The sequence below is a fragment of the Ovoidimarina sediminis genome, from assembly GCF_032586175.1.
GTDB classification, from domain to species: domain Bacteria; phylum Pseudomonadota; class Alphaproteobacteria; order Rhodobacterales; family Rhodobacteraceae; genus Ovoidimarina; species Ovoidimarina sediminis.
Genome location: NZ_JAWHTE010000007.1, coordinates 68,857 through 91,121, shown reverse-complemented (window position 1 = coordinate 91,121; position 22,265 = coordinate 68,857). Strand labels below are relative to the sequence as shown.

General features: G+C 63.1%; 23 protein-coding genes. 13 read left to right on the top strand and 10 right to left on the bottom strand.

The features are described 5' to 3' along the window. The first annotated feature begins 23 nt into the window (after positions 1-23). Positions 24-1,250: an FAD-dependent monooxygenase gene (locus RXV90_RS10380; RefSeq protein WP_316648579.1), complete on the top strand. Its 1,227-nt coding sequence runs from the start codon at positions 24-26 to the stop codon at positions 1,248-1,250. Here the strand turns inward: RXV90_RS10380 and RXV90_RS10375 are convergent. Genes RXV90_RS10375 through trxA form a run of 3 tightly spaced genes read right to left on the bottom strand, consistent with a single transcriptional unit; the run spans position 1,247 to position 3,003 of the window. Then, positions 1,247-1,429 (bottom strand): Trm112 family protein, encoded by a 183-nt coding sequence (locus RXV90_RS10375; protein WP_316648578.1) that lies wholly within the window; start codon positions 1,427-1,429, stop codon positions 1,247-1,249. The genes RXV90_RS10380 and RXV90_RS10375 overlap by 4 nt on opposite strands. Then, entirely contained in the window at positions 1,426-2,070 is a 645-nt protein-coding gene (locus RXV90_RS10370; RefSeq protein ID WP_316648577.1) for an LON peptidase substrate-binding domain-containing protein, read from the bottom strand. The genes RXV90_RS10375 and RXV90_RS10370 overlap by 4 nt, the downstream gene beginning before the upstream one ends. 27 nt (positions 2,071-2,097) lie before the next feature. Next, entirely contained in the window at positions 2,098-3,003 is a 906-nt protein-coding gene (gene trxA, locus RXV90_RS10365) for a thioredoxin (protein ID WP_316648576.1), read from the bottom strand. Between the two features lie 100 nt (positions 3,004-3,103). Between trxA and RXV90_RS10360 the strand changes: the two genes are divergently transcribed. After that, entirely contained in the window at positions 3,104-3,610 is a 507-nt protein-coding gene (locus RXV90_RS10360) for a DUF6653 family protein (RefSeq protein ID WP_316648575.1), read from the top strand. Here the strand turns inward: RXV90_RS10360 and RXV90_RS10355 are convergent. From RXV90_RS10355 to RXV90_RS10345, 3 genes are all read right to left on the bottom strand, one after another. Next, on the bottom strand, positions 3,607-4,395 hold the full coding sequence (locus tag RXV90_RS10355) for an exodeoxyribonuclease III (RefSeq protein WP_316648574.1): 789 nt from the start codon (positions 4,393-4,395) through the stop codon (positions 3,607-3,609). The two genes, RXV90_RS10360 and RXV90_RS10355, sit on opposite strands and share 4 nt — an antisense overlap. Before the next feature lie 138 nt (positions 4,396-4,533). After that, the gene (locus RXV90_RS10350; RefSeq protein ID WP_316648573.1) at positions 4,534-5,169 is read right to left on the bottom strand and encodes a DUF924 family protein; all 636 of its coding nucleotides are present in this window, start codon (positions 5,167-5,169) and stop codon (positions 4,534-4,536) included. 153 nt (positions 5,170-5,322) lie between these two features. Then, positions 5,323-6,009: a response regulator transcription factor gene (locus RXV90_RS10345; RefSeq protein WP_316648572.1), complete on the bottom strand. Its 687-nt coding sequence runs from the start codon at positions 6,007-6,009 to the stop codon at positions 5,323-5,325. Between the two features lie 158 nt (positions 6,010-6,167). Here RXV90_RS10345 and ribA point away from each other — a divergent pair, with 158 nt between their 5' ends. Both ribA and RXV90_RS10335 read left to right on the top strand, forming a co-directional pair. Then, on the top strand, positions 6,168-7,256 hold the full coding sequence (gene ribA / locus RXV90_RS10340; protein ID WP_316648571.1) for a GTP cyclohydrolase II: 1,089 nt from the start codon (positions 6,168-6,170) through the stop codon (positions 7,254-7,256). A gap of 3 nt (positions 7,257-7,259) precedes the next feature. Continuing rightward, positions 7,260-7,754 carry a L,D-transpeptidase family protein gene (locus RXV90_RS10335; RefSeq protein WP_316648570.1) on the top strand — a complete coding sequence of 165 codons (495 nt, stop codon included), beginning with the start codon at positions 7,260-7,262 and terminating at the stop codon, positions 7,752-7,754. Here the strand turns inward: RXV90_RS10335 and RXV90_RS10330 are convergent, their stop codons facing one another. From RXV90_RS10330 to RXV90_RS10320, 3 genes are all read right to left on the bottom strand, one after another. Beyond that, a complete protein-coding gene (locus RXV90_RS10330; protein ID WP_316648569.1) occupies positions 7,755-8,411 on the bottom strand; it encodes a YggS family pyridoxal phosphate-dependent enzyme in 657 nt (218 codons plus the stop codon). Further along, on the bottom strand, positions 8,398-10,569 hold the full coding sequence (locus tag RXV90_RS10325; protein WP_316648567.1) for a tetratricopeptide repeat-containing sulfotransferase family protein: 2,172 nt from the start codon (positions 10,567-10,569) through the stop codon (positions 8,398-8,400). Before RXV90_RS10325 ends, RXV90_RS10330 begins: the two co-directional genes overlap by 14 nt. Positions 10,570-10,715: 146 nt before the next feature. Further along, on the bottom strand, positions 10,716-11,924 hold the full coding sequence (locus RXV90_RS10320) for a porin (RefSeq protein ID WP_316648566.1): 1,209 nt from the start codon (positions 11,922-11,924) through the stop codon (positions 10,716-10,718). 186 nt (positions 11,925-12,110) lie between these two features. Here RXV90_RS10320 and RXV90_RS10315 point away from each other — a divergent pair, with 186 nt between their 5' ends. The 6 genes from RXV90_RS10315 (at position 12,111) to RXV90_RS10290 (ending at position 17,654) form a co-directional block, all read left to right on the top strand. Further along, positions 12,111-12,623, top strand: coding sequence for a DUF3576 domain-containing protein (locus tag RXV90_RS10315; RefSeq protein WP_316648565.1), 513 nt, complete (start codon positions 12,111-12,113; stop codon positions 12,621-12,623). 90 nt (positions 12,624-12,713) lie between these two features. Next, entirely contained in the window at positions 12,714-15,275 is a 2,562-nt protein-coding gene (gene leuS / locus RXV90_RS10310) for a leucine--tRNA ligase (protein ID WP_316648564.1), read from the top strand. After that, positions 15,262-15,750, top strand: a complete 489-nt coding sequence (gene lptE, locus RXV90_RS10305) for an LPS assembly lipoprotein LptE (RefSeq protein ID WP_316648563.1) — start codon at positions 15,262-15,264, stop codon at positions 15,748-15,750. Before leuS ends, lptE begins: the two co-directional genes overlap by 14 nt. Then, on the top strand, positions 15,747-16,769 hold the full coding sequence (locus RXV90_RS10300) for a DNA polymerase III subunit delta (RefSeq protein ID WP_316648562.1): 1,023 nt from the start codon (positions 15,747-15,749) through the stop codon (positions 16,767-16,769). The genes lptE and RXV90_RS10300 overlap by 4 nt, the downstream gene beginning before the upstream one ends. Further along, positions 16,769-17,362 (top strand): glutathione S-transferase family protein, encoded by a 594-nt coding sequence (locus tag RXV90_RS10295; RefSeq protein ID WP_316648561.1) that lies wholly within the window; start codon positions 16,769-16,771, stop codon positions 17,360-17,362. The genes RXV90_RS10300 and RXV90_RS10295 overlap by 1 nt, the downstream gene beginning before the upstream one ends. Then, the gene (locus RXV90_RS10290; protein ID WP_316648560.1) at positions 17,346-17,654 is read left to right on the top strand and encodes an HNH endonuclease; all 309 of its coding nucleotides are present in this window, start codon (positions 17,346-17,348) and stop codon (positions 17,652-17,654) included. Before RXV90_RS10295 ends, RXV90_RS10290 begins: the two co-directional genes overlap by 17 nt. A gap of 9 nt (positions 17,655-17,663) precedes the next feature. On the opposite strand, the gene RXV90_RS10285 is transcribed toward RXV90_RS10290, so the two are convergent. Continuing rightward, positions 17,664-18,416, bottom strand: coding sequence for an SDR family oxidoreductase (locus RXV90_RS10285; protein ID WP_316648559.1), 753 nt, complete (start codon positions 18,414-18,416; stop codon positions 17,664-17,666). 100 nt (positions 18,417-18,516) lie between these two features. Between RXV90_RS10285 and RXV90_RS10280 the strand changes: the two genes are divergently transcribed. The 3 genes from RXV90_RS10280 to RXV90_RS10270 all read left to right on the top strand — a co-directional run bounded on the left by RXV90_RS10280 (position 18,517) and on the right by RXV90_RS10270 (position 22,189). Then, complete coding sequence (locus tag RXV90_RS10280; RefSeq protein ID WP_316648557.1) at positions 18,517-20,010, top strand: DUF2125 domain-containing protein; 1,494 nt, start codon at positions 18,517-18,519, stop codon at positions 20,008-20,010. Between the two features lie 63 nt (positions 20,011-20,073). Continuing rightward, positions 20,074-21,420: a TldD/PmbA family protein gene (locus RXV90_RS10275; protein WP_316648556.1), complete on the top strand. Its 1,347-nt coding sequence runs from the start codon at positions 20,074-20,076 to the stop codon at positions 21,418-21,420. Continuing rightward, positions 21,407-22,189 carry a 3'(2'),5'-bisphosphate nucleotidase CysQ gene (locus RXV90_RS10270; RefSeq protein ID WP_316648555.1) on the top strand — a complete coding sequence of 261 codons (783 nt, stop codon included), beginning with the start codon at positions 21,407-21,409 and terminating at the stop codon, positions 22,187-22,189. The genes RXV90_RS10275 and RXV90_RS10270 overlap by 14 nt, the downstream gene beginning before the upstream one ends. The last annotated feature ends 76 nt before the right edge of the window (positions 22,190-22,265 follow it).

The following is a 22,265-nucleotide window of genomic DNA, read 5'->3' as shown; positions in this document are numbered from 1 at the left end:
CCGGAGGCGCATATCTGCGTGCCATGACGGAAAGGACAGATATCGTTGTTGCGGGGGGTGGGCTGAACGGCACCGCCCTTGCGCTTGCGCTGGCCTCCGGCGGGTTTTCCGTGACCATGGTGGACCCAGTGAAGGCAGAGATCCGCGCCGATGCAGGTTTCGACGGGCGGGGATACGCGCTGTCTCTGTCGTCGGTGCAGGTGCTCAAGGCACTTGGCCTCTGGGCCGGGCTGCAAGGGAACGCGCAGCCAATCCTCGATATCCGGATCACCGACGGGCGGCCGGGCGAAGGGCCGTCGCCCCTCATGCTTGAATTCGATCACCGCGAGATCGAAGAGGGCCCCATGGGCTTCATGATCGAAGACCGCTTCGTTCGGCAGGCGCTTCTGGCGGCCGTGGCCAAAAGCGATCTGATCGACCACCGCGATGGCGTGGGGGCGGCCGATCACAAGATAACGCCGGCAGATGTAACCGTTTCCTTCACGGATGGCGGAACATGCGAGGCCGCACTTCTGATCGGCTGCGACGGGAAGGCGAGCCCCACGGCCCGGCGAAGCGGCATTCGGCGCCAGGGCTGGGCTTACGGTCAGACAGCGCTTGTCTGCGCCGTCTCTCACGAATTGCCGCATGAGGGCTGCGCGCATCAGTATTTCCTGCCTGCCGGGCCCCTCGCCATTCTGCCCCTGCCCGGCAACCGGTCCTCCATTGTCTGGACGGAACGCGAAACGGAGGCACGGCGGATAATGGCGCTCGACGAGGCCGGGTATCTCGAGGTTCTCCGCCCCCGCTTCGGCGGCTTCCTTGGCGAGATCTCACTGGCCGGCGCGCGGTTTTCCTATCCCCTCTCCCTCTCGCTGACCGACCGGCTGGTTTCGGACCGCGTGGCGCTGGCGGGGGATGCCGCCCATGCCGTGCACCCGATTGCAGGTCAGGGGCTGAATGCCGGGCTGAAGGATGTGGCGGCATTGGCCGAGGTTCTGGTCGACGCCCGCCGGCGCGGCGAAGATATCGGCACGACCCTTGTCTTGGAACGCTATCAGCGCTGGCGCCGATTCGATATCGCAACGCTGGCACTTGCGACGGATGCGTTCAACCGATTGTTTTCGAATAACAATCCGATCCTCAGGGTTGGCCGTGATCTTGGCCTCGCCGCTGTCAACGCGATGCCGGGCCTGCGCCGGGGTTTCATCCGCGAAGCTGCGGGTCTGACCGGCGATCTGCCGCGCCTCGCGAAGGGACAGCCGCTTTAGTCGTCGAGTTTCCGCGCCTCGTCGACCAGCATGATCGGAATGCCGTTCCGGATAGGATAGGCCAGATGCGCGGCCTTCGAGATCAGTTCCTGCGCGTCGGCGTCATATCGCAGGGGCGCGCGGGTTTCAGGGCAAACCAGCGCCTCCAGCATTCGCCGATCGTGCGCCGGCTCGCTCATTGCATCACATCCTCACCCATCCCGCCCCGCAGTGCGAACTCGATCAGCGTGACGAGCGTTTCGCGACGCGTGGCAAGCGACGGCGCCTCGAGCAGCGCCTGCTTGTCTTCAGGTTCGAACGGGCAAAGCATCGACAGCGAATTGATCAGAAGCTCGTCCTCGGCCTCGCGCAGCGATTCCCAGTCGGTGGACAGGTTGCGATCCTCGAAATACCGGCGCAGCACGTCGAGAAACGCGGCCCTGTCGAAGCCCGCGTCATGCTCGGGCCCGCCCCGGTCGCGCTGAAACCCGTCCCACTGAACCTCACAACGGCGGTAGGGGGTGAAGCCTTCCACCTCCTTCGATACCCTGAAACGCGAAACGCCCGAGAGCGTGATCATGTACCGCCCGTCCTCGGTTTCCGAGAACGCGGTCACGCGACCGGCGCAGCCGATGGAATGCAGGCGCTTGACCTCGGCCCCCGGCACCTCACGCGGCTGGATCATGCCGATCAGGCGGTCGCTCGTCTTCAGCGTATCGTCGAGCATCGCAAGATAGCGCGGCTCGAAGATATGAAGCGGAAGCCGCGCGCGCGGCAGAAGAAGCGCTCCCGGTAAAGGGAACACGGGAATCACACCGGGCAGATCACCGTCTCGCGTCATACCTGAAAACGTAGGCCACGGGGCCGGTCAGGCAAATATCATTGACGACAGCTTGCGCCGGCCGTTAAGCGCGATCGGATCCTGGGGCTTCAGCGCGTCGAAAATCTTGAAGAGCTGGGTCTTTGCCGCAGCATCGTTCCACTCCCGGTCGCGCCTGAAGATATCAAGAAGCTCGTCCACCGCAGCGTCCACATCGCCCGCGGCATGAAGCGCCTGGGCCAGATCGAAGCGGGCCTGAAGATCGCCCGGGTTCGCCTCGACCGCCGCGCGCAGTTCCGCAACCGGCCCCGCCTTTTCCGCCTGGCGCGCAAGATCGATCTGGGCGCGGGCGGCCTCGACCTCGGGCGATCCCGCGATGGCATCCGGCGCATTCGCCAGAAGCGATTCCGCCTGGTCAAGCTGCCCCGTCGCCAGATGCGCACGGATCAGGCCACCATAGGCGCCAGGGTTTTCGGGCTCTTCCCCAAGGATCGCAGCAAAGGTTTGTGCCGCATCCGACGCGGCGCCTTCGGCCAGCATCGTTTCGGCGGCCTCAAGCGCTTCGCCCAGTCCGCCATCGCCCGCCATACCGCTCAGGCGGCCGATGAAGGCGTCGATTTCCGAAGCGGGCACTGCACCCTGAAACCCATCCACGGGCTGACCCTGCCAGAAGGCATAGACGGTTGGGATCGACTGAATCCGAAGCTGGGCGGCGATGTTCTGGTTCTCGTCGACATTGACCTTGACCATACGCACCTTGCCACCGGCCTTGGTCACGGCCGCCTCGAGTGCCGGGCCCAGCGTCTTGCACGGCCCGCACCAGGGCGCCCAGAAATCTACGATCACGGGCACTTCGCGGCTGGCCTCCACCACATCGGCCATGAAAGTGGCTTCCGAGCTATCCTTGATGAGATCGGTGGCAGGCGCCTTCGGTGTCGGATTGAGTTCCAGCATCTCTGAACTCCTTCTATCTGAGGTTGGGCTCTATATGCGGGTTCATGTGCGCCGCGCCAAGGGCTTGTTTGCAACACGCCGCGCTTCCATCTTCGCAAATATGGATATCTTCAAGGCCTCGGAGCGCCTGATGGGGCTCGACGACACGGAATGGGCGCATCACGCGTCGCCGTGGAGCGTGTACACCCGATTCACGATCCTGCCACTGCTTACCGTGACCACCTGGGCGCGCGACGCGCTGGGATGGTGGATCCTTCTGCCGGTCGCGGCAATCGTCGTCTGGATCTGGGCCAATCCCCGCGTGTTCCCGAAACCCGCGACGACGAACAACTGGGCGTCGAAGGGCACTTTTGGCGAACGGGTCTTTCTCAACCGCGCCGCCCTGCCGGTCCCCGATCATCACCGCCACTGGGCTTTCGGGCTGAGCTTCGCAGCGGGGCTTGGACTGATCCCTCTCGTCTGGGGGATCATCGCCTATGACGTGGGGCTCACGCCGTTTGGAATGGCGCTGTCGATGGGTGCGAAGATCTGGTTCGTCGACCGGATGGTCTGGCTTTACGAAGACATGAAGGAGGCCGATCCGGTGTATCGCGCCTGGCTGCGCTAAAGATCGAAAGTCGCGAACACGGGGGCGTGGTCGGAGGGCTGATCCCAGCCGCGAACGTCGCGCAGAATTCGGCTTCCATGCGCCGATCCGGCAAGGTCCGGCGTGGCCCAGATGTGATCGAGCCGCCGGCCCTTGTCGGCCGCATCCCAATCCCGCGCGCGGTAGGACCACCAGCTGTATAGCAGGCCCTCGGGGATGTCCTTGCGGGTGATGTCGATCCAGTCTCCCGCCTCCTGCGCCGCGCCGAGGTGGTCGACCTCGATCGGCGTATGGCTCACGATCTTCAGAAGCTGCTTGTGCGACCAGACATCATCCTCGCGCGGTGCGATGTTGAGATCGCCGACGAGGATCGCGCGTTCCGGCCGGGTGTCGCGAAACCAGTCGCGCATCTCGCTCAGGTAGTCGAGCTTCTGGCCGAACTTCTCGTTCTTCTCCCGGTCCGGCACATCCCCGCCTGCAGGCACATAGAAATTGTGAATGAGCGTTCCGTCTTCCAGCCGTCCCGCAATATGGCGCGCGTGCCCCAGCGCGGCGAAATCCATGTCACCGGCATCCTCGATCGGGCGCTTCGACAGGATCGCGACGCCGTTATACCCCTTCTGCCCCCGCGCCACGACATGGCCGTAGCCAAGACGCGCGAAAGTTTCGAGCGGCATCTTCTCGACCGGCGACTTGCATTCCTGCAGGCACAGGATATCGGGGGCCTCCTCGGTCAGAAGACGCTTCACCAGACCCTCGCGCAGGCGGACGGAATTGATGTTCCAGGTGGCAAGCGTCAGCGGCATCAGGGTTTCTCCGGTTCGTCAGGCCGCGCGACCCTAGTCGGTGCCGCGACGTCCCTCAAGCACCCTTCATGGGGCCGGAAATATCCTGGGGGAGGCGCGCGGCACGCGCGGCGGGGGCAACGCCCCCATGGCAACGTGTCAAACCGTTGGCTGCGCCTGCACATGCGGGAAATCGCCCGCGGCGATATAATCCTCTTCCTCCGGCGTCGAAAGGCGCCCGAGGATCGGATTGCGGTGCGGATGCCGCCCGAACCGCTCGATGATCCCGCGGACCCGCTCGTTCTGGGCGCACAATCGTTCCTTTGCATTGTTGAGGTGCTCGGGCAGCTCTGCGACGATCGTTTCGGTCATCTCGTCGATCACATTGAAGCGCTCGAGGTGATCGGGGCCCTCGCAATGCCCGAGCGCGATCACAAAGAACAGCTTCTCCCAAGGCGCGTAGGTCTCGAAATGGCCGTTGCGGTAGCCTTCAAGGGCCAGACGGCACGCCTTGATATCCTGCGCGAATGCGCCCGGCGTATCGCGCCAGAGTGAGCGCGGGAACTGATCCAGCACCAGAAGAAGCGCAAGTCGCCCCCGCGGTGTTCCGGCCCAGTCATCCAGTTCTCCGCGCGCTGCTGCCTTCGTGAGATCGGCGAACCGGGTGCAGATGGCCTCATCCATCCCGCCCTGCATCCGCTCGAAGATCCACGCAGTGAAGTCTTCCTGCGAGCGGTGAAATGTGTCGTCCGGATACCAGAACTCCAGCACGTCCTCGATCATTGTCGATGTCACTGTCTTTCCCCCGTTGTTTGCTTTGGATCGAGCCTAGCAAGATCGGCCTCGCGCGGTGCAACGAAAAAAGGCCGGGCGCAAGGCCCGGCCAGTCCAACAGGGAGGTATCGCCACTTCATAACCCCGAAGTGGCCCGGGGAACTTTGATTCGGGTCAAGAAACGAGCCGGTACCCTCCACTTTCCGTAACGAGAAGGCGAGCGTTTGACGGATCTGGTTCAATTTTTTGGCGAAGCCGATAAATGTGCGTTTCCAGAGTATGTGTGGTCACACTTGCGTTGTATCCCCACACCTCATGGAGGAGTACGTCACGCGCAACGACCCCCTCAGTTGCACGGTAGAGGAATTTCAGGATGTTTGTTTCCTTTTCGGTGAGGCGGATCTTCTTCTCGTCCTCGGTGACCAGCATCTTCTGCGCCGGCTTGAACGTGTAGGGGCCAAGCTGGAACACCGCGTCCTCGGACTGTTCGTGCTGCCGCAACTGGGCGCGGACACGGGCCAGCAGCACCGGGAACTTGAAGGGTTTCGTCACGTAATCATTCGCGCCTGCATCGAGGCCCAGGATCGTATCGGCATCGCTGTCGTGGCCCGTCAGCATCAGGATCGGACATTTGACACCCTGTTTGCGCATCAGGCGGCACAGTTCGCGGCCGTCGGTATCGGGAAGCCCAACATCCAGAATGACGAGATCGTAGATCGCGGCCTTGGCCTTCTCCATCGCCTCATGTCCGTCGCCGGCCTCGAAGACATCGAAATCCTCGGTCATGACCAGTTGTTCGCCCAGCGCCTCGCGCAGGTCCTCGTCATCGTCTACGAGCAGAATTTTCTTAAGGTTGGCCATCATCGCCTCCGTGCCGTTCCCGGAGAAATGCAACCCCTCGTTCCGTCTGCCAAGATGTGCTGCAACGATTTCACGCGCTCGTGTCGCCGCGTGTGGAAATGTTTCAATTCCCCGGGAAAATCGCTAGATCGACGGAAGCTGTCGAAAAGGATGCCTTGATGACCCTCGGCCCGTCCCCGGCGGAACGCCTGGCCCGCGCCCGCGCCGATCTTCGGATGGGCGTGCCCGTGGTGTTGTCGGGGCCCGAGGGCGGGGCTCTGGTGCTGGCCGCTGAAACCATTCGGCCCGAGCGGCTCGACGCATTGCGCGCGCTTGGTGAGCCGTGCCTCGTGATCACATCGCGCCGGGCGGAAACCTTGAAGGCGCGCGCCTATGACGGCGATCTCGCGCGGCTGGTCCTGCCCGAGAGGGCAGCTGCCGACTGGGTGGTCGCGGTGAGCGACCCGGCCACGGATCTGAACCACCCCATGCTCGGCCCCTTCGAAACGGCCCGGGGCGGCGATGCCAACCTTCACCGCACCGCGCTGCGCCTCGCGAAATCGGCGCGGCTTCTGCCCGCCGCACTCGTAGCAGCCCTGGACACTCCCGTGGCTCTCGCGCAGCGGGAAGGGCTGACCTGTCTGGATGCCGCGGTTACCGCGGAGGCTCTGGGCCACCTTTCGCCGATGCGCGACGTGGTCGCCGGGCGCGTGCCTACCACTGTCTCCGAGGCGGGCCGCGTCCATGTCTTCCGCCCCGACGATGGCGGGGAAGAGCATTATGCGGTCGAGGTCGGTCGCCCGGATCGCAGTGGCCCCGTTCTCGTTCGGATCCATTCCGCCTGTTTCACCGGCGATGTGCTTGGATCGCTGAAATGCGACTGCGGCCCCCAGCTTCACGCTGCACTCGCGCAAATGGGGGCCGAGGGGGCCGGACTTCTGCTCTATCTCAACCAGGAAGGGCGCGGCATCGGGCTGGCCAACAAGATGCGTGCCTACAGCCTTCAGGATCAGGGTTTCGACACGGTCGAGGCCAATCACCGGCTGGGTTTCGAGGATGACGAACGGGATTTCCGGATCGGCGCCAGCATCCTTGGCTCGATGGGCGTGCGCGACGTGCGGTTGATGACGAACAATCCTGCCAAGGTGGAGATGTTGAACGCCTGCGGCCTCAACGTGGTGGAACGCGTGCCCCTGAAGGTTGGGCGCACGGCCGAGAATGCGGCGTATCTTGATGTGAAGGCCAAGAAATCCGGCCATATCCTATGATCCATGCATCCCGCTGACCTCGTCCTCACGCCCACCCGCCTCCGGTTCCTCGGGCGCGGTTTTCCATGCAGCATCGGGCGGGGCGGCATCGCACGGCAGAAACGTGAGGGCGACGGCGCAACGCCCGTCGGTGTGCATCGGATCATCGGGCTCCTCTACCGGCCCGACCGGATCGCGCCACCGGCAGACTGGGCGGTGCCGATCCGGCCCGGCGGTCTCTGGTCGGACGATCCGGCCGATCCGCTCTACAACAAGATGGTGCGCGCGCCGCATCCCCATTCCCACGAGGCGTTGCGACGGGCCGACCGGCTTTACGACCTCGTGCTGCTGACCGACTGGAACTGGCCGTTCTCCGTCCCGGGCCGGGGATCGGCCATCTTCCTCCATCGCTGGCGGAAGCCCGGCCATCCCACCGAGGGATGCGTGGCCCTTCGGCCCGATCACCTGCGCTGGATCGCGGGGCGGATCACCGTGGGAACACGCCTGATCGTGCGCTGATCAGGCCTCTGACGGGCGGTCGCCGAAGATGGCGGAGCCGACCCGGACATGGGTTGCGCCAAGTGCGATCGCGCTTTCGAAATCAGCACTCATTCCCATCGACAGGCCTTCAAGCCCGTTCCGCTTTGCGATCTTCGCGAGAAGCGCGAAGTGAAGCGCGGGCTCTTCATCGACCGGCGGGATGCACATCAGGCCCCGCACCGGCAGATCGAGAGCCCGGCAATCGGCGACGAACCCGTCTGCCTCCGCTGGCATCACACCGGCCTTCTGCTCTTCTTCACCGGTGTTGACCTGCACGAAGAGATCCGGACATCCGCCTATTTCCTGCGCAAGCCGCGCGAGCGTCTTGGCAAGCTTCGGGCGATCCACCGAATGGATCGCGTCTGCAAGCTCCATCGCCTGGCGCGCCTTGTTGGTCTGAAGCGGGCCGATGATGTGAAGGCGGATCCCGTCGTATTCGGCGCGGTAGCCGGGCCAGCGGCCCTGCGCCTCCTGCACACGGTTTTCGCCGAAATCGCGATGGCCATCGTCAAGCACCCGGCGGATCCGATCCTCCGGCTGCTTCTTAGACACCGCGATCAGGGTGACGTCATCCGCGCTCCGCCCCGCCTCCTCCGCCGCCCGCGCGATGCGGGCGCGGACGTCACTCAGCGGCATCCATGTACTCCGGCCCCAGCGCGTCGAAGAGTTCCGTCAGATCGTCGCGATACCGCTCCCACGCCTTGGTCGAGGATTTGTACATCGGCTGACGCACCTGATAGACGCTGAGCGTCCGCACCCGGCGGTCGTTCTTGTGGAACTCAAGACACTGATCCTCCCACTCGAGGCCCACGGCATCGATCAGCTTGCGGGTTTCCTCTTCAGGATTGGCCACTAGATCTTCGTACTGGATTTCGTAGAACCAGTCGGGGGTGCGTTCGCGCCAGAAGTTCACCGCATTCTCAAAAAGCTTATAGTAATGCGCGCAGGCCTTTAGGTTGTAGCTGTACATGTGACCGCCAGCCGGAAAAATGTTCTTATAGATAGACAAAAGATTGTCGCGCGGGTCGCGCCTTACAATTACGAACCGAGCGCGCGGCATCGCCATCTTTAGTATTCCAACATACTCATAGACCTGAATAGACTTGTCTGTGGTATGATCATTTGGCTCCGCAATTTTCCCAACATAGGCTTGATACTTGTTGGCCAATTCCTCAAGCTCACTCTTGTGAATATCGCTGAGTGGTCTAAACGGTCCCTCGTTACGTTTGATAGCTTCGAGAGCTTGACGTACTCCAAATGCTAGTTCGCCTCCGCCTGATACCCGGCTATGGCTTGAAATGATTTGCTCTACAAGCGTTGTTCCTGAGCGCGGCATGCCCGTCACGAAAATGGGGGCAAATGAACTCTCAGACTCTAGTGTGACATTCGACCAATCCACCGAGTCAAGACTTGCATGGATCTTATCCTGCAATTCTTTGCGCCGGTCCATGTCATAGGGGTCTGTGCTTGCAATCATGGCGTTTGCAGGGTGCAGGAACTCGAAAACCCTATTGTAACTCTTATTGTCTTCCATGACCTTCCCCAATGCAAAGCCCAGGTTTGCCCGGCTGAAGTCATTCATGGTGTCGTCTTGCCAGAGCGACATCATCTCCGAAACAATTGGATCATCGAGCTCGATCTTCTTGCTGGTCAGATAAACTCGATAGGTTTCGCCGCGACGGGGAGCGAGCTGAATGGACCGTTGAAAAGCTTCATTAGCAGCGTCGAAATTACCGAGCGTCTGCTCGATTTCCGCAATTCTCGCCTGAATGAATCCTTTCTCTTCATCGTTTTCTACCCTGGTTCTTTTGAGGAGTTCGAGCGCAGCCTGAGGCTTTCCAAGTTCGACTTTCAGCGGGACGCCTAACGCGAGGAACCTAGTTTCAGCTTCCCGACTCTCCAAAATGTCCTCGATAACCTCCTCAGCGGCAACGTAATCTTTTCGTTCATGGTATATACTGGCTAGCGCATAAGCCGCATCGAGATTCTTGGGATGCAGAGACAGAGCCCGCTCAAAATCATTGGTTGCGTAGTCATCTCGACCAAGTTTCTTCATGATCATGCCACGCAAGAGAAGGGCGTCAGGCTGTCCTGGCGAAAGGCGCAGCGCGGCATTGGCATGCCGCAAAGCCAACTCAGGCTTATCGATGGTTAAGAGATGGCGGCCATAGTGAACGTGTGGCTCAGAGAGGCCTCTGTCCAACTGGATCGCCGTCTGGAATGATTGCTCCGCCTCTTGGTTTCGGCGCGTCGCCGACATTGCAACGCCGAGAACATCATGAAGCGCGCCGACGTCGGGATATATTGAGAGAAGACTACGAGCTAGTTTTTCCGCTTCTTGCCATTTCTTACTGTTGAGTAACTCTGCGAGGCTCAACATCTTGGCCGGCGGCATGCTGCCGAGATCTGGCCGTGACTTCTTCGGAAGGTCCACGCCCGTCTTCAACTCCGCGACCAGCCTTTTGTCGAGGTCCTTCACTCGGCCAATATCATCTTGGAATTTCTTTGCCTCTTCAGGATCCGAGAGAGTTCGAACAACGTCGGCCCTTAGCCTCCAAACGTCTGGAATTCTAGGACGAAGAACAGTGGCCACGGTAGCGTGCTTTATGGCGCGATCCGGTCGGTCGTTCTTGATGAATAGCCGCGCAACCTGAAAATGAACTTCCGGGATCTTGGGATTGGTCGCGATTAGCTTGCCGTAGGCTGATAAGGCTTCTTCGTCTTTCCCCGCCTTCTGGAGCTTGCGAGCCTCTGCAAATCCCTGTTTGAGGTCTTCCTTGGTGTCCGGTCTCATGGAAAAGCTTTCGAAGTTTTATGCCTGCTTTTTTGAATCTATGAGCCGCCAATATCAATGTCCAGTCACAGGCGTCGATTGGGACACACGCAAAAAGAAGAGAGCGGGCAAACACCCGCTCTCTCTTAGCATTTGGCTACTTTGACTTAGAAGCTCAGGCCCAGACCAGCCGACCAGGTGTCAACCGAAGTCGTCGAACCGAAGCTTTCGCCCGAACCATAGCCGACCATGATGACGGCACCGCCGCCGAGGTCGTAGTTGAAGGCGAGACCAAAGCCGTCCGCTTCAACCGAAGTCGAAGCTGTGCCCAATGTAACATCTGCATCGTACTTGCCGTAGTTGGCTTCGATGATCCAGTTGTCCACCGCGTAGGCAACGCCGATTCCATAGTGATCCCATTCAATGGTGCCACCAGTACCGCCAAACCCAAGAATTGCAGCCGCAGCGTTAACCGACGCAAAGCTGCTGGCGACGGACGTCACGACGCCGGCCAGATCGCCGTCAAGATTCATGTAGTTCAAGACAACACTGAAGCCACCGTCGAAATCGGCTGTCACAGAGGCGCCCCAGACGTCGGCATCACCCACGAGAGTAACGCCAAGAGTGGAAGTGCCCCCTACAGTCGAAACGGAAGTGGCAAAGTCGTAGGCACCCGACTGGAAGCCCAAGCCGAAGTCCATATCAACGCCACCGAGATCAGTGGAGTATTTGAAGGCAATACCCAGGATCTCATCAGGATCGTAAACAGCAGTTGTAAGCGCCGATCCAGTAGCCGTAATACCGAAGCCTGTGACGTTGTCAGCCGTATCCGCACCGATTTCAGCCGAGATCGCGAACGCGAAGTCGCCGAAGGAGTACTCGTATCGGGCAACCTGCCCGTCGAGGCCACCGTCGAGGCCCGAGTTGCCGTTGAAGCCGGCGTGGGTCGTGTGGTCGTCAGCGATCGACGTACCGAAGCCGACTTCGTTCATGGCCCAGTCGAGAGCACCGTCGGTGTCACCCATGGTGATCTTACCGAACGAGCCCGAGACGAAGACCGAGTGAGCGCCGCTTTCCGAACCGATGTCGCCAGCAGTCGCCTGGTTGTCGAGTTCGTCCAGGTCAATGGTCGCACCAAACTGGAGACCGCTGTCAGTTTCGCCGGAGAGCGTGAACGTCACGTCCAGGTCATGGTGGAAGACGGTGTCGACATCGTTGTCCTTAACACCGATTTCCGCATAACCGGAAAGCGACACGCCCTGCGCAGCCGCCATGCCGGCCGTCATGGCCAGCGCGGTGGAAGCAAGAAGTACCTTTTTCATTTCGTTTCCCTCGTGTTCAAAGGTGCGCCCCTTTTCGGCGAACCGAACGGGCATGCGTCTCTGTCGCTCCATAGGCCTCCGATTGCAAGAAGACCCCACGGGCACCCCGCAAATGCCGGGGTGATGGTGCAGCGATGCCACAGTGTGGCGGGCCGGTACGCCAAATGCGTGTGGGGAAACGGCTTGTCGCGTGCGAATCCGTCGGATACCAAGGCCTCAGAACAGCGTTTTGAGGAACTGATGCGGGCGAGAACCACCTTCACACTGGCCGCTATGGCGGTGGCGATTCTCTCCGCGTCTGGCTGCAGCCGGCTGGGAATCACGGGCTCCCGTCCGCCACAGAACAACGACAACTTTCCTACGGAAAACCGCACCCAGCAGGGCAATGAAGTCGTCTTCGACCGCGAGCGCAGCACGATCTGGGATCTGTTCTCCGCCGGCAACGACCCGAACATCACGGTTGAGGTCAACAAGTACATCTGGGCGGCCGCGCTCGATGTGCTCGATTTCATGCCGATCCAGGCCGCGGATCCGTTCTCCGGCGTGATCGTCTACGGCTTCGGCACCCCGCCCGGTTCGAACCGCGCTTACCGTGCCACGGTTTATGTTCAGGATCCCGCGCTTGACGCGCGCAGTCTGCGCGTTGCGCTCGCCACCCGTTCGGGCCCCGCACCCGCGGAAACCGTGCGCGCCGTGGAAGACGCGATCCTGACCCGGGCGCGCCAGCTTCGCATCCGCGACGGCGACCTCTAGAAGACACCCGCCGAACCGGCTATCAACCGCGCGGGGTCGCCCCCGGCCCGGTGTTTTCTGACGACAAGAACAAGAACAGGACGCTTCGCGATGTCGCGCTACACGCCCGCCGAGATCGAGACGAAATGGCAGACGGCCTGGGACGAGGCCGAAACCTTCCGCGCCACACGCTCGGACGACAAGCCAAAGTACTACGTGCTCGAGATGTTCCCCTATCCATCGGGCCGGATCCATATGGGCCACGTGCGAAACTACACCATGGGCGACGTCATCGCGCGTTACCGAATCGCGACCGGCCACAACGTGCTGCATCCGATGGGTTGGGATGCCTTCGGGATGCCGGCGGAGAACGCCGCGATGGAACGTGGCGGCCATCCGAAAGACTGGACCTACGGAAACATTGCCGACATGCGCGCGCAGATGAAGCCCCTGGGGCTTTCGATCGACTGGTCGCGCGAATTCGCCACCTGTGACCCCGAATATTACGGCCAGCAACAGGCGCTGTTCCTCGATTTCCTTGAGAAGGGCCTCGTCTACCGCAAGAACGCGACGGTGAACTGGGATCCGGTGGATATGACCGTGCTCGCCAACGAACAGGTGATCGACGGCAAGGGCTGGCGTTCCGGCGCACCCGTGGAACGGCGCGAATTGACGCAATGGTTCTTCAAGATTTCCGAGTATTCCGAAGAGCTTCTGGAGGCGATCGACCGGCTCGACAACTGGCCCGACAAAGTGAAGCTGATGCAGCGGAACTGGATCGGGAAGAGTCGCGGCCTGCAATTCGACTGGGCCCTGACCGAGCCGTCGCACGGGCATGAGACGATCGTCGTCTACACCACACGTCCCGATACGCTTCTGGGCGCGTCCTTCCTCGGGATTTCACCCGATCACCCGCTGGCGAAGGCGCTGGAGGCGGACAACCCCGACCTCGCTGCCTTCAACGCCGAGTGCCGCCGCACCGGCACCTCGGAGGAAGAGCTGGAGCGCGCGGAAAAGAAGGGCTTCGACACCGGGCTGAAGGTTCGCCACCCGCTCGATCCGACGTGGGAACTTCCCGTCTGGGTCGCGAATTTCATTCTGATGGATTACGGGACGGGCGCGATCTTCGGCTGCCCGGCGCATGACCAGCGCGATCTCGATTTCTGCCGCAAATACGATCTGCCGGTGATCGATACCTTCCTCGCCATCGACGACCCGACACCGGTGGAGGCCGAGGCCTTCGTGCCGCCGAAGACTGAAAAGGTGAAGTGGATCAACCACTTCACCGGCATCGACATGGCAACCGGACAGGACGCGATCGACGCCACCATCACACAGGCGGAACGCGACGGCTGGGGAACCGGTGTCACCAAATACCGCCTGCGCGACTGGGGGCTCAGCCGCCAACGCTATTGGGGTTGTCCGATCCCGGTCGTCCATTGCGAAGCCTGCGGGGTGGCGCCCGAGAAGAAAGAGAACCTGCCCGTCCGCCTGCCCGAAGACGTGTCGTTCGATCAGCCGGGCAACCCGCTCGACCGTCATCCGACATGGCGCGACGTGCCCTGCCCCGCCTGCGGCGCGCCGGCGAAGCGCGAAACCGACACGATGGATACATTCGTCGATTCCTCGTGGTACTTCGCGCGCTTCACGGCGCCTGATGCGGAAACGCCCACGCGGATGGAAGATGCCGCCTACTGGATGAACGTCGACCAATATATCGGCGGGATCGAGCACGCGATCCTGCACCTTCTTTATTCCCGCTTCTTCGCCCGCGCGATGCACATCTGCGGGCACCTGCCCGAAAGCGCGATCGAGCCCTTCGATGCGCTTTTCACCCAGGGCATGGTGACGCACGAGATTTATGTCACCCGGGATGAAAAGGATCGGCCCGTATATCACCTGCCCGGCGATATCGAATGGCACGAGAGCGGCGCACGCCTTGGCGCGACCGGCGAGGCGGTGGAGGTCATCCCGTCGGCCAAGATGTCGAAGTCGAAAAAGAACGTGGTCGATCCGTCGGATATCATCGAACGCTATGGCGCCGATACGGCGCGGTGGTTCGTATTGTCGGACAGCCCGCCGGAGCGGGACGTGGAATGGACGGCGGCCGGGGCGGACGCCGCATACAAGCATCTGGCCCGCGTGCACCGGCTTGCGACGGAGGAACTGGTCGATCCATCGGCGGAAAACCCCGGCGAGGACGAAGAACTTTATCGCGCGATGCACCGCACGATTCATGACGTAACGATGGGCGTCGAAAGCTTCGGCTTCAACGCGGCGATCGCGAAGCTCTATGCCTTCACGAGCACGATCGCACGGTCGAACGCCGGGGGCCACGCGAAACGCGAAGCGCTCCGCACCCTCGCACAGCTCATGGCGCCGATGACGCCGCACCTTTCCGAAGAGGTCTGGTCGCTTCTGGGCGGCGAGGGGCTTGTCGTCGATGCGCCCTGGCCCGTGGCGGACGAGGCTTTTCTGGTCGACGACACCGTCACCCTGCCGATCCAGATCAACGGCAAGCGGCGTGACGAGATCGAGGTGCCCAAGGATCTCGACAAGGCCGAGGTTGAAAAGCGTGCGCTCGCGACCGAAGCTGTCCAGAAGGCGCTGGCCGGTGGCCAGCCCAGAAAGGTCATCGTGGTTCCGGGCCGCATCGTGAATGTCGTTGTCTGACAGACGCATATTCCTGCTTTCCGCCGCTGCCCTCGCGGGCTGCGGCTTTACCCCGGTCTACGGGCCCGGTGGGTCGGCCAGCGCGCTCACAGGCCACATCGCCTTCGATCCGCCAAGTGACCCGGCGGGCTTCGCTCTCGTCCGGCAGCTTGAACGGCGCCTCGGGATCGCGCAGTCGCCAGCCTACCGGCTGTCGGCAGATATCGCGCGTGGCGAACAGGAACTCGGCGTCACGTCGGATCAGACGATCACGCGGTATAACGTGCTGGGACGGGTCGATTTCGTGCTGCGCCGCACCGATACCGGCGCGCCCGTCACGTCAGGCTCGGTCGAAAGCTTCGCCAGCTATTCCGCCACCGGCACCCCGTTTGCCACCCAGACCGCGCAGTCGGATGCCAATGAGCGCCTGATGGTTATCCTCGCCGACCAGATCGTCGCCCGTCTTCTGGCGACATCGGAGGAGTGGGCTTCGTGAAACTATCGGGCCGGGATGCCGCCGCCTATTTCCGCAAGCCCGACCCCGACAAGGCCGGACTTCTGATCTTCGGGCAGGACGGAATGCGGGTGGCCTTGCGCCGGCAGGAGGTGATCCGCGCCCTCGTCGGCTCGAACGGCGAGGAAGAGATGCGGCTGACCCGCCTTTCCGCCGCCGATGTACGGAAGGATCCGGCCACCGTGCACGACGGGCTGAAGGCACAGGGCTTCTTTCCCGGACCGCGCGTGGTTTTCGTCGATGAGGCAGGCGACGGGCTTACCCCGGCGCTCGAAACCGCACTGGGCGACTGGCAGCCAGGGGATGCGCAGCTCGTCGTCACAGCGGGATCGCTGAACGCGCGCTCTGCACTTCGCAAGCTTTTCGAGGCCGGACGCGCGACCGTGGCCATCGGCATTTACGACGACCCGCCATCCCAGGAAGAAATCGAGGCGATGCTAGCCGATGCGGGCCTGAAGGAGATCCCGCGCGAGGCGGCGGTGGATCTCGATACCCTTGCCCGCGCCCTCGACCCCGGCGATTTCCGTCAGACGATCGAACGTATCGCGCTCTACAAACTGAACGACCCCGCTCCGCTGACGCCCGACGAGATTGCCGATCTCGCGCCAGCCACCATCGAAGCCGCGGTGGACGATATCCTGCATGTCGTGGCCGAAAGCCGCCATGGAGAGATCGGCCCACTCATGGCGCGGCTGCGGGCGCAGGGCGTTTCCGCCGTTGCCCTGTCGATCGCGGCCACGCGCCACTTCCGCGCGCTTCACGCCGCTGCCTCCGATCCCGGCGGCCCGGCGGCGGGTCTTGCGCGGTTAAGGCCCCCCGTCTTCGGCCCCAGACGCGATCGGATGGGACGGCAGGCACAGACCTGGGGGGCACGCAAGTTGGAAGAGGCGCTTCGTGTGCTGATCGACACCGATCTCACACTACGCTCCCGCAACCGCGCGCCCGATATGGGGGTTATGGAGCGGACGCTGATACGCCTTGCCATGATGGGAGCCCGCTGATGCTGAAGCTCGTCGGATATATCCGAAGCCGCGCCTTCCGCGTGCTCTGGGCACTGGAGGAAATGGGGCTCGATTACGAACACGATCCAGCCGCGCCACGGTCCGAGGAGGTGAGGGCGCTGAACCCCTCGGGCAAGATCCCGATCCTTATCGATGGTGACGCGGTTCTGACGGAATCCACCGCCATTCTCACCTATCTTTCAGATAGATACGGTGGCCTTGCCTTTCCTTCCGGAAGCGTGGAGCGCGCACGCCAGGACGCCGCCACTTTCACATTGCTCGATGAACTCGACGCACCGCTCTGGGCGCTTTTCAAGCACCGCTTCCTCTTGCCCGAAGAGCTCCGGACAGACGCCATAAAGCCTGCTGCGTTGTGGGAGATCCAGCGTGCCGAGACGCATTTCGCCCGCCGCGTAGGCGCCGGGCCCTTCGTGATGGGCGACACCTTCACGATCCCCGACATTCTCGCCGGGCACCTTGGCGACTGGGCCGATCGCGCGGGCTTCGGCTCGGATGATCCGGACTGGCTGGCCTATCTCGACCGGCTGCGCGCGCGCCCTGCATTTCAGAAGGTCAATGCCACAGCCGGCTGATCCGGTTTGTCCGCTCTGCGACCGTCCGATCCCGCCGGATGCGCCGCAAAGCCGGCATCACCTGATCCCGAAACTCCGGGGCGGCAAGGGCGGGCCCACCGTGCTTCTGCACCACATATGCCACCGCGAGATCCATGCAACGCTGAGCGAGGCGGAGCTGGCCCGTGAGTACCCTGACATCGAACGTCTGAGGGGCCATCCCCGGCTGGCGAAGTTCCGCGCCTGGGTCGCAAAGCGGCCGCCCGACTTTCAATCGAAAGTGCCCGGAAAGCGCCGTCAGAAGGGGCGCTGATCCGACCTATCAGGAAAGCCCGATCTTCTGGCGGATATCCTCGTCGCGAAGCGAGATTTCATCGCCGAGGAAGCCGTCAGCCTCTGCCGAACACATCCAGTGAAGCGCACGCGCCGGCCATTCCGCAGGAATATGCGCCGACCAGTCGAGCCTCGATACGCGGTTGATCCCCGACGCCTTGATCTCCTTCTGCATCTGCGTCGCCACGGTGCCGGGGGAAAGACCGATCGCGCGGATCCCCTTGTCGCCATATTCGTGGTGGATGCAACGCGTCAGCATCGCTGCCCCGGCCTTCGAGGCGTTGTAGTGGCTCCACCCTTCCGTCGGGCCATGTGCCGCCCCAGACGACACTCCGAGAATGGTGCCGCCACCGGCCTCGAGCATCACCGGCAGAACCGCGCGGATGCCGTGATAGACACCTTTGAGATTGATATCGATCGCCTGCCCCCAGCCATCGGGATCCGACGTGGCGAGATGTGAAACGGGTTCGATCACACCTGCGTTGTTGATCAGAACGTCGACGCGCCCGAACGTGTTCCGCGCGGCCTCGACAGCGGCCGCGACCTCCCAGTACCGGGTCACGTCGCAAGGCACGGCCAGGGCCTGTGACCCGATTTTCCCGGCGAGATCTGCAATCGCCTCTTCGCCCCGCGCCAGCAGAACGACATTTGCGCCCGCCGCGGCAAAGACTTCCGCCGCGGCCGCACCGATGCCCCGGCTCGCCCCGGTGATGATCACGCATTTTCCGTTCAGCTCGGACAAATGAAAGCTCCCCTTAAATTTAGCCACAGACGGGTTGACCCCGGTTGCCCTGAGGCCAAAGGTAGCGCCGCCCCCGGAGTTTCAAAAGGTCCCCCACAGAATGACCCGTACCACTCTCATGATATCCGCCGCCCTCGCGGCTCTTTCCCTGCCCGCTCAGGCCGATGTCACCGCAGATGACGTATGGGAAAGCTGGCAGGCCATGTTGGAAGATACCAACCAGACCCTTCAGGTCGCACAAACCACGCGCGAGAACGGAACCCTGCGGCTTGAGGGCCTCGTATCCACGCTGGTGTCAGGCGGAGACACGATCGTCACGGAGTTCGATGAACTGACCTTCGACGAGCAAGGCGATGGCACCGTCTTGATCTCGTCGTCGCCGACCTTCCGGATCACGGTCGACGGCGACGGTGTCAATGGTGAAACCGTCAACATGGTCATCCTCCTCAACGTGACGGGGGCGGAAACGATCGCATCGGGCGATCCTGGGAACATCGACCACGCCTATACCGCCGATCGCATGGAAATGGTGCTCGACAGTATCGAGGCCAGCGGTGACCCCTTCACACTCGACTTCTCCGTTGCCGCCGACAGCGTTTCGGGAACCTACAACTGGAATGATGGAAGCCCCCGAAGCATCGATAATGCCTTCAGAGCGGGCGCGCTTGCGGCCTCTTTCTCGTTCGACGACCCCGGCGAGGAAGCGGCCGGAAACATGTCGCTGACCATGCAATCCATCGAAGGGCAGACGTCGGGAACCATATCGCCGCTTCAGGCGGGCGACGAGTTGGGGGCCTTCCTGCGCGCCGGGCTGACATCCGAAAGCACGTTCGCCTCGGGCCCGCTCGCCTACAAGATCGATGTGACCGACCCGGACGAGCAATTCATCATCGAAGGCTCGAATGAGACGGCAAGCCTGTCGGCCCGCCTGGACGCGGATGGCCTTTCCTACCAAAGCGCGGGCACCGGCACGGCGATCAGCTTCCTCGCGCCGGGGGCGATGATTCCGCCGATCTCGCTTGAAATCGCCGAAACCTCTTCGGGCCTGCGATTGCCCTTGCTCAAGAGTGACGAGATGCAGGATTTCGCGATCTCCTCACAGCTTACCGGCCTCGAAGTTTCCGACATCGTCTGGTCGATGATCGATCCGACAGGTGGCCTGCCGCGCGATCCCGCCAATCTCAAGATCGACATCACCGGCAAGGGCCGCTGGCTCTTCGAACTGACAGATCCCGCCGTGATGGAACAGGTCGAGGCCGAGGGCGAGGTGCCCGGCGAGGTGCAGTCGGTCGATATCAACGCGATGGACCTGTCCGTTGCCGGTGCAGCGCTGACCGGCACGGGCGCATTCGCTTTCGACAACAGCACCGTTCCGCCCACCCCCGCGGGCGCGATCGACCTCAGGCTTGTCGGCGCCAACGCACTTCTCGACAGCCTCGTGGCGATCGGGCTTCTGCCCGAAGATCAGGCGATGGGCGCGCGCATGATGCTCGGCCTCTTCGCCCGGCCGGGGGATGGCGAGGATACGCTGGTGTCCACGATCGAGCTGAAGGAAGACGGATCCGTGATCGCGAACGGTCAGCGCATTCGCTAAGCCCCGGGCTTGCGGCGCCCCCCTTGCGGGACTAGGTGCGGGGGATGATCGCAGGACACACCCATGACCGCTGATTTGTCGCTTCTGACCCAGCGTCTTCTCGACGCCGCCACCAAGGCCGGTGCGACCGCGGCCGATGCCATCGCTGTCGATGGCACGTCGATCTCCGTCGATGTGCGCGCCGGGGCGCTCGAGCAGGCCGAACGCGCCGAAGGGCTGGAGATCGGCTTGCGCGTTCTCGTCGGTGCGCGGCAGGCCTCGGTCTCGGCCTCCGACCTTTCCGACCGGACGATCGCGGAAATGGCCGAACGCGCGGTGATGATGGCCCGTGAAGCGCCGGAAGACCCTCATGTGGGGCTGGCCGAGCCGGGACAGTTGTCGGAGATCCGCGACGCAAAGGGCCTCGAACTTGAGGATCCGGCGGCGGAACCCGCCCCTTCCGCGCTCGAGGACGTGGCCCGGGACGCGGAAGCGGCGGCGCTGGCGGTCGAGGGCATTTCGATGGTTCAATCGGCCAGCGCGACCTATGGCCGCCGACGCATCCATCTTGCGGGTACGAACGGGTTCGAAGGCGGATACGGCCGCACCGACACGAGCCTGAGCTGCGTCGCGATCACCGGCGAAGGCACCGGGATGGAGCGCGACTATTACGGCGAGATGCGCGTGTTCGCGGCCGACCTGCCGGACGCAGCGGAGATCGGGCGGATCGCGGGCGAACGTACCGTCGCACGGCTCGGCGCGAAGAAACCGCCCACCGGCGCCTACCCGGTGCTTTACGACGAGCGTGTCGCGGCGTCCCTGATCGGCCACCTGTTGCAGGCCACAAACGGCACCGCGATCGCGCGCGGGGCCTCTTGGCTCAGGGATGCGATGGGCGAAGAGGTGCTGCCGCCCGCACTGTCGCTGCATGAGGATCCGCACCGTCTCCGCGCCTCGGCCTCGAAACCCTTCGATGGCGAGGGGCTGCGTACCCGCGCCCGCGATATCGTGGCGAACGGCATGCTGACGGGCTGGACGCTCGACCTCGCCACTGCCCGCAAGCTTGGGCTCGAAAGCACGGCGAACGCGGCACGCGGAACCTCTTCGCCGCCCAATCCCTCGAACCACAACATCGCACTGACCCAGGGCACGCAAAGCCGGGATGACCTGATCCGCGAGATGGGCACGGGGCTTCTCGTCACGTCTATGATTGGCACCTCGATCAACCAGACGACCGGCGACTATTCGCGCGGCGCCTCTGGCTTCTGGGTCGAAAACGGCGAGATCACCTATCCGGTCAACGAATGCACGGTGGCAGGCAACCTGCGCGACATGCTGCGCACGCTGGTGCCGGCGAACGACGCACGGTTGCACCTTTCGCGCGTCGTGCCGTCCTGCCTCGTCGAAGGGCTGACGATTGCCGGCGCATGACCTTGATCTTCTGACCGACGCCGCCCGCGCGGCGGGGGACATCGCCCGGGGCTTTTTCGAGGGCGCGAACCGGGTCTGGGACAAGGCCGATGGCGGGCCGGTGGGCGAGGCCGACATCGCCGTCGATACCTACCTGCGCGAAACGCTGACTGCCGCGCGGCCCGATTACGGCTGGCTGAGCGAGGAAACCGAGGACGATCCCGCCCGCTTGTCCGCCCGGCGGCTTTTCGTCGTCGACCCGATCGACGGCACCCGCGCCTTCATCGCGGGCGAAGCCACCTGGTCGCATTCCATCGCGGTGGTCGAGGACGGCGTGGTGAAAGCAGGCGTCGTCTACCTGCCGATCAAGGACAGGCTCTTTTCCGCACGGCTCGGCCACGGGGCGGAACTGAACGGCAGGCCCCTGGCAGCCTCAGCCGCCACCCGGGAAACCGGTGCGCGCATCCTCGCCGCCCGGCCCGCGCTTGACGACAGCCACTGGGCCGGGGGCGCGCCGCCCGTTCACCGGCATTTCCGCCCTTCGCTCGCCTATCGTCTCAGCCTTGTGGGCGAAGGCCGGTTCGACGGTATGCTGACGCTGCGCGACGCCTGGGAATGGGACATCGCCGCGGGCAGCCTGATCGCTGCCGAAGGGGGGGCTGAGGTGACCGACCGGACGGGCGCGGCGCTCCGCTTCAACAACCGCCACCCGGTCACCCCCGGCGTGATCGCGGCGCCGCACGCCCTGCACGCGGCGCTTTTGGAGCGGCTTCTGGTGCGGCCTCTCTGAACGCGGGCGGTCCCTGTCAGCAGACCCACGGAACCGCGCTAGTTGTCGGCGACGACCAACAGAGTGGAGGGCCCAG

Excerpts from the sequence above, each read along its gene's own strand:
- RXV90_RS10320 (WP_316648566.1), bottom strand. The coding sequence starts at position 11,924 with ATGCCCGTTCGGTTCGCCGAAAAGGGGCGCACCTTTGAACACGAGGGA.
- RXV90_RS10280 (WP_316648557.1), top strand. The coding sequence starts at position 18,517 with ATGACCCGTACCACTCTCATGATATCCGCCGCCCTCGCGGCTCTTTCC.
- RXV90_RS10360 (WP_316648575.1), top strand. The coding sequence starts at position 3,104 with ATGGATATCTTCAAGGCCTCGGAGCGCCTGATGGGGCTCGACGACACG.
- RXV90_RS10330 (WP_316648569.1), bottom strand. The coding sequence starts at position 8,411 with ATGCCGCTGAGTGACGTCCGCGCCCGCATCGCGCGGGCGGCGGAGGAG.
- RXV90_RS10295 (WP_316648561.1), top strand. The coding sequence starts at position 16,769 with ATGCTGAAGCTCGTCGGATATATCCGAAGCCGCGCCTTCCGCGTGCTC.
- leuS (WP_316648564.1), top strand. The coding sequence starts at position 12,714 with ATGTCGCGCTACACGCCCGCCGAGATCGAGACGAAATGGCAGACGGCC.
- RXV90_RS10325 (WP_316648567.1), bottom strand. The coding sequence starts at position 10,569 with ATGAGACCGGACACCAAGGAAGACCTCAAACAGGGATTTGCAGAGGCT.
- trxA (WP_316648576.1), bottom strand. The coding sequence starts at position 3,003 with ATGCTGGAACTCAATCCGACACCGAAGGCGCCTGCCACCGATCTCATC.
- RXV90_RS10345 (WP_316648572.1), bottom strand. The coding sequence starts at position 6,009 with ATGGCCAACCTTAAGAAAATTCTGCTCGTAGACGATGACGAGGACCTG.
- RXV90_RS10370 (WP_316648577.1), bottom strand. The coding sequence starts at position 2,070 with ATGACGCGAGACGGTGATCTGCCCGGTGTGATTCCCGTGTTCCCTTTA.
- RXV90_RS10335 (WP_316648570.1), top strand. The coding sequence starts at position 7,260 with ATGCATCCCGCTGACCTCGTCCTCACGCCCACCCGCCTCCGGTTCCTC.
- RXV90_RS10275 (WP_316648556.1), top strand. The coding sequence starts at position 20,074 with ATGACCGCTGATTTGTCGCTTCTGACCCAGCGTCTTCTCGACGCCGCC.
- ribA (WP_316648571.1), top strand. The coding sequence starts at position 6,168 with ATGACCCTCGGCCCGTCCCCGGCGGAACGCCTGGCCCGCGCCCGCGCC.
- RXV90_RS10380 (WP_316648579.1), top strand. The coding sequence starts at position 24 with ATGACGGAAAGGACAGATATCGTTGTTGCGGGGGGTGGGCTGAACGGC.
- RXV90_RS10290 (WP_316648560.1), top strand. The coding sequence starts at position 17,346 with ATGCCACAGCCGGCTGATCCGGTTTGTCCGCTCTGCGACCGTCCGATC.
- lptE (WP_316648563.1), top strand. The coding sequence starts at position 15,262 with ATGTCGTTGTCTGACAGACGCATATTCCTGCTTTCCGCCGCTGCCCTC.
- RXV90_RS10355 (WP_316648574.1), bottom strand. The coding sequence starts at position 4,395 with ATGCCGCTGACGCTTGCCACCTGGAACATCAATTCCGTCCGCCTGCGC.
- RXV90_RS10375 (WP_316648578.1), bottom strand. The coding sequence starts at position 1,429 with ATGAGCGAGCCGGCGCACGATCGGCGAATGCTGGAGGCGCTGGTTTGC.
- RXV90_RS10315 (WP_316648565.1), top strand. The coding sequence starts at position 12,111 with ATGCGGGCGAGAACCACCTTCACACTGGCCGCTATGGCGGTGGCGATT.